Here is a 3,367-nt window from a genome sequence, read left to right as displayed (position 1 = left end):
CAATTGTTGAAGGCCCATCACTAGGCTCACCGGGCCCCGGACAAACAACCCCTCCGCCACGTCGACATCGAGATCGAGGATGTTTGCCAACGCGTTGCCCACCGGATCCCCCAGAAAATGGGTGGCTTCCCGGCGGATGAATGCCTCCAGCCGCAACACCTGCCCGTCAAGGTCCCGCACGATGCCGTTGACGATCTCTTTTCCCGCCTCCACCTGTCGCTTCAAGTTGTGCAACACCGCGTCAATGTCCTTGGCGATCCGCTTGACCTCGTCCAACGCGTGACCCTGCAGTGCGGCCTTTACCTCACCCAGCCAGCCTTTCGGCGTGCCCAAGCAATGCAGCAGATCTCGGATGGCATCCTGGGCCTGCTGCACCTGGTTGGCGAACCCATCGAGCGTGTCGGCCAGTTTCGTGCATCCGGCGCCGATGGCACCGATATCGGTGCCGATCGTCGACAGGTAGCCCTCGACCAGGGGCCTTCCGGCATCTCCTGCGCGGCCACCGTCGCCTTCGGACCACCCAGCCCATCACCCACCCCCGCACACGCGGCCGCGAAGGTGCGCCAGCACTGCGCCGCGGCGTGCAGCGCGGCCGGATTCCCATTGGGCCACACACCGCCAACGAATGCCTCAACCACCACCCACAACACCGGATGCGGCACCCCCGGTCCCGTGGTCGAGGGCATCGTCGGAAGAAAATACCGGCCTGGCTCGGGCGGCGCTGGCAGCACCGCAGCCCCACCACCCAGCTTCGAAGCCGCCTCGGCCCGCGAGTAGTTCGCCGCCGACACACCGATCAGGTACCCGGCCCGCCGGCACGCGTTGACGCCGGCCGCCGCCGCCAACAGCAGCAGTCCGGCTGTGTCCTCGTAGGACTCTGCGAAAACCAGCCCCGCACGGTCCTGGCCGGTGTTGGCGTCGAACCCGGCGGTCAACGCCGCAACCGCGCCCGCCAGACCGTCACCGACCCCGGCCGTCAAACCACCCGCGCCGGCCAGCGCCGCCGGATCGACCGCCAACCGGGTCACAACAGCGCCCGCACCGGGTTGACCTGCACCGCCACCCCGCCGGCCATGACCGGGAACCTAAACCGAGCCGACCAACGCCGCAACTCACCCCCCATTCGACGCTTCACCCGCGGCGTTCAACGCCGCCGGGTCCACGTCCCGCGTCACTACCTCACGACCACATGTTCAGATTCGCCGTCATCGCACCCCGATAGTTGGCATCCGCGGCGGTGCCGGCCGCGTGCAACTGGCCCAGCGCCTCGCGCATCATCGCCTCACCGGCACACCACTGCTGATGCGCGTGCGCATGCGCCGCGGCGGCCTCACCGGACCAGGTCAGATGCAGATTGGCCACCATCGACTCGATCTCGCTGCGCGCCGCCTCGGCGCACCGCTGGAACTCAGCCATCTCGGCGACCGCGTCGGCCAGCGCCTCGGGATCCACCCGGAACCGCTCCGCCATCACCGAACCTCCCGCATCGCCCGCGCCGAACCAGATTCGGTGCGCTGCTGCGCCGCGCCCGCCGCCGCGACCAGCCGGGCCAGCTCCGCCAAGCCCAGCTGCACGTCCTTGGCACCGCGGTGCCACAGCTGCCATGCCGCGGAGTACGCGCTGCCGGAATCGCCCTGCCAGCCGCCCAGCATCTCGCCGACCTCGCCGTCGAGCTGGACCAACCGGGCCATCAGCGCCTCCGCGCCGCCGCCCAACGACTGAGCGATGCCATCCATCACCGCCGGAGCGACCCGCAACGACGACTGATCGGACATGCAGAAAACCTAGCGACCGGACGTGACCGCCACAACAAGTTCCCGGCCGCGAACAGCCGCCGTGCCCAACGGCGGCGACCCACCGCGCCCGGCTTCGCCGCGCTTGCGATCGCCGCAGACCCGACGGCGGCGACCCACCGCGATAATGGTGCGGTGCGTTCCGTCGAAGAACACCAGCGCGCCGTCGCGGCGCTGATCCACCCCCGCCCGACCGCCTCGGTTCCGTTGGTCGACGCCGAAGGCCTAGTGCTCGCCGACGACGTCACGGCGCCGATCTCGTTGCCGGTCTTCGACAACTCGGCGATGGACGGCTACGCGGTACACGCCGAGGACGTCGCAGCGGCGGCCCCGGATAATCCGGTGAAACTGCCGGTGGACGAGGATATCCCGGCCGGTCGCTCCGACATCCCGACGCTGGCGCCGGGCACCGCGCACCGGATCATGACCGGCGCGCCGATGCCGATCGGCGCCACCGCGGTGGTACCGGTCGAGGCCACCGACGGCGGCACCGAGACCGTGACGATCTTCGCCGCCGCGGCAAAAGGCCGGCACGTCCGGCACGTCGGCGGTGACGTCAACGCCGGCGACACGGTGCTGCGGGCCGGTCAGGTCGCCGGGCCGTCGGTGGTCGGCCTGGCGGCGGCGCTGGGGCTGGCCGAGCTGCCGGTGCGGCCCCGGCCGCGGGTGCTGGTGATCTCCACCGGCACCGAGCTGATCGCACCCGGCACCCCGTTGGCGCCCGGGCAGATCTACGAGTCCAACGGGGTGATGCTGTCGGCCGCGGTCCGCGACGCCGGCGCCGCGGTGGTCGCCACCGCCACCGTCAGCGACGACACCGCCGAGTTCACCGCCGTGCTGGACCGGTACGGCGTCCGCAGCGGGCAGGTCGACCTGATCGTCACCAGCGGCGGGGTCAGCGCCGGGGCCTACGAGGTGGTCAAGGACGTCTTCGGCCGCGCCGGCGAACAAGGGGTGGAGTTCGTCAAGGTGGCGATGCAGCCCGGCATGCCGCAGGGCATCGGCCGGATCGGCGACACCGAGAACGGCGCCACGATCAGCACCGTCCCGGGCAACCAGGTCAGCGCGCGGGACTCCTTCGAGGTGTGCCTGCGCCCAGTGCGGCGCCGGACGATGGGCCTGGCGGCGGCGGAGCGACCGCGACGCGACGCGAAGCTGGGCGAGACCCTGAAATCGCCGTCGGGCAAGCGCCAGTTCCGGCGCGGTCTGCTGGACCCGGTCTCCGGCATCGTCACCGGCTACGGGCCGCCGGCCTCGCACCACCTGCGGTACCTGGCGTCGGCGAACTGCCTGCTGGACATCCCCGAGGGCGTGACCGATCTGCCGGCCGGGACCCGGCTGCAGGTCTGGGACCTGACCGATTGACCGCGACCGCTCCGTAAGATGGCCGGGTGGCCAGACGTCCTCGCTCCGCAGACCAGGGTCCGCGGCGGCTGGCGGAGCTGGTCCGGTCGACGGTTCCGCCGGTGCACCGCGCCGGGTTTCCCTTCGTCGGCGCCGGACTGGCGCTGGCGCTGGCCGGCCATCGGCACCGCTGGCTGCGGACGGCCGGTCTGCTGACCGCGGCTTCCACC

Annotated in this window: 5 protein-coding genes and 1 pseudogene; 3 read left to right on the top strand and 3 right to left on the bottom strand. The window is 71.2% G+C overall.

Going from position 1 to position 3,367, the window contains the following annotated elements; all coding sequences use genetic code 11:
* Positions 1–276 (bottom strand): hypothetical protein (locus AC2VNT_RS04630; protein WP_486945732.1); only part of this gene is annotated, 276 nt, incomplete at its 3' end.
* 60 nt (positions 277–336) lie between these two features.
* Between AC2VNT_RS04630 and AC2VNT_RS04625 the strand changes: the two genes are divergently transcribed.
* The gene (locus AC2VNT_RS04625) at positions 337–777 is read left to right on the top strand and encodes a hypothetical protein (RefSeq protein WP_486945731.1); all 441 of its coding nucleotides are present in this window, start codon (positions 337–339) and stop codon (positions 775–777) included.
* 402 nt (positions 778–1,179) lie between these two features.
* Here AC2VNT_RS04625 and AC2VNT_RS04620 read toward each other — a convergent pair whose 3' ends face one another.
* Positions 1,180–1,470 carry a WXG100 family type VII secretion target gene (locus AC2VNT_RS04620; RefSeq protein WP_486945730.1) on the bottom strand — a complete coding sequence of 97 codons (291 nt, stop codon included), beginning with the start codon at positions 1,468–1,470 and terminating at the stop codon, positions 1,180–1,182.
* Positions 1,470–1,775, bottom strand: coding sequence for a WXG100 family type VII secretion target (locus AC2VNT_RS04615; protein WP_486945729.1), 306 nt, complete (start codon positions 1,773–1,775; stop codon positions 1,470–1,472). Before AC2VNT_RS04615 ends, AC2VNT_RS04620 begins: the two co-directional genes overlap by 1 nt.
* A gap of 153 nt (positions 1,776–1,928) precedes the next feature.
* On the opposite strand from AC2VNT_RS04615, the gene moeA reads away from it, so the two are divergent.
* Together moeA and AC2VNT_RS04605 are read left to right on the top strand one after the other, a co-directional pair.
* Complete coding sequence (gene moeA / locus AC2VNT_RS04610) at positions 1,929–3,158, top strand: molybdopterin molybdotransferase MoeA (protein ID WP_486945728.1); 1,230 nt, start codon at positions 1,929–1,931, stop codon at positions 3,156–3,158.
* Positions 3,159–3,184: 26 nt separating this feature from the next.
* Positions 3,185–3,367, top strand: a pseudogene (locus tag AC2VNT_RS04605) (phosphatidylserine decarboxylase family protein); the annotation flags it as partial.

This window comes from Mycobacterium sp. TH-M15 (genome assembly GCF_057473705.1).
This window is presented reverse-complemented; position numbering and strand designations above follow the sequence as displayed.

Bases quoted from the DNA above. Each gene is read 5' to 3' on its own strand.
- AC2VNT_RS04620 (WP_486945730.1), bottom strand. From the start codon at position 1,470: ATGGCGGAGCGGTTCCGGGTGGATCCCGAGGCGCTGGCCGACGCGGTC.
- AC2VNT_RS04615 (WP_486945729.1), bottom strand. From the start codon at position 1,775: ATGTCCGATCAGTCGTCGTTGCGGGTCGCTCCGGCGGTGATGGATGGC.
- AC2VNT_RS04625 (WP_486945731.1), top strand. From the start codon at position 337: ATGCAGCAGATCTCGGATGGCATCCTGGGCCTGCTGCACCTGGTTGGC.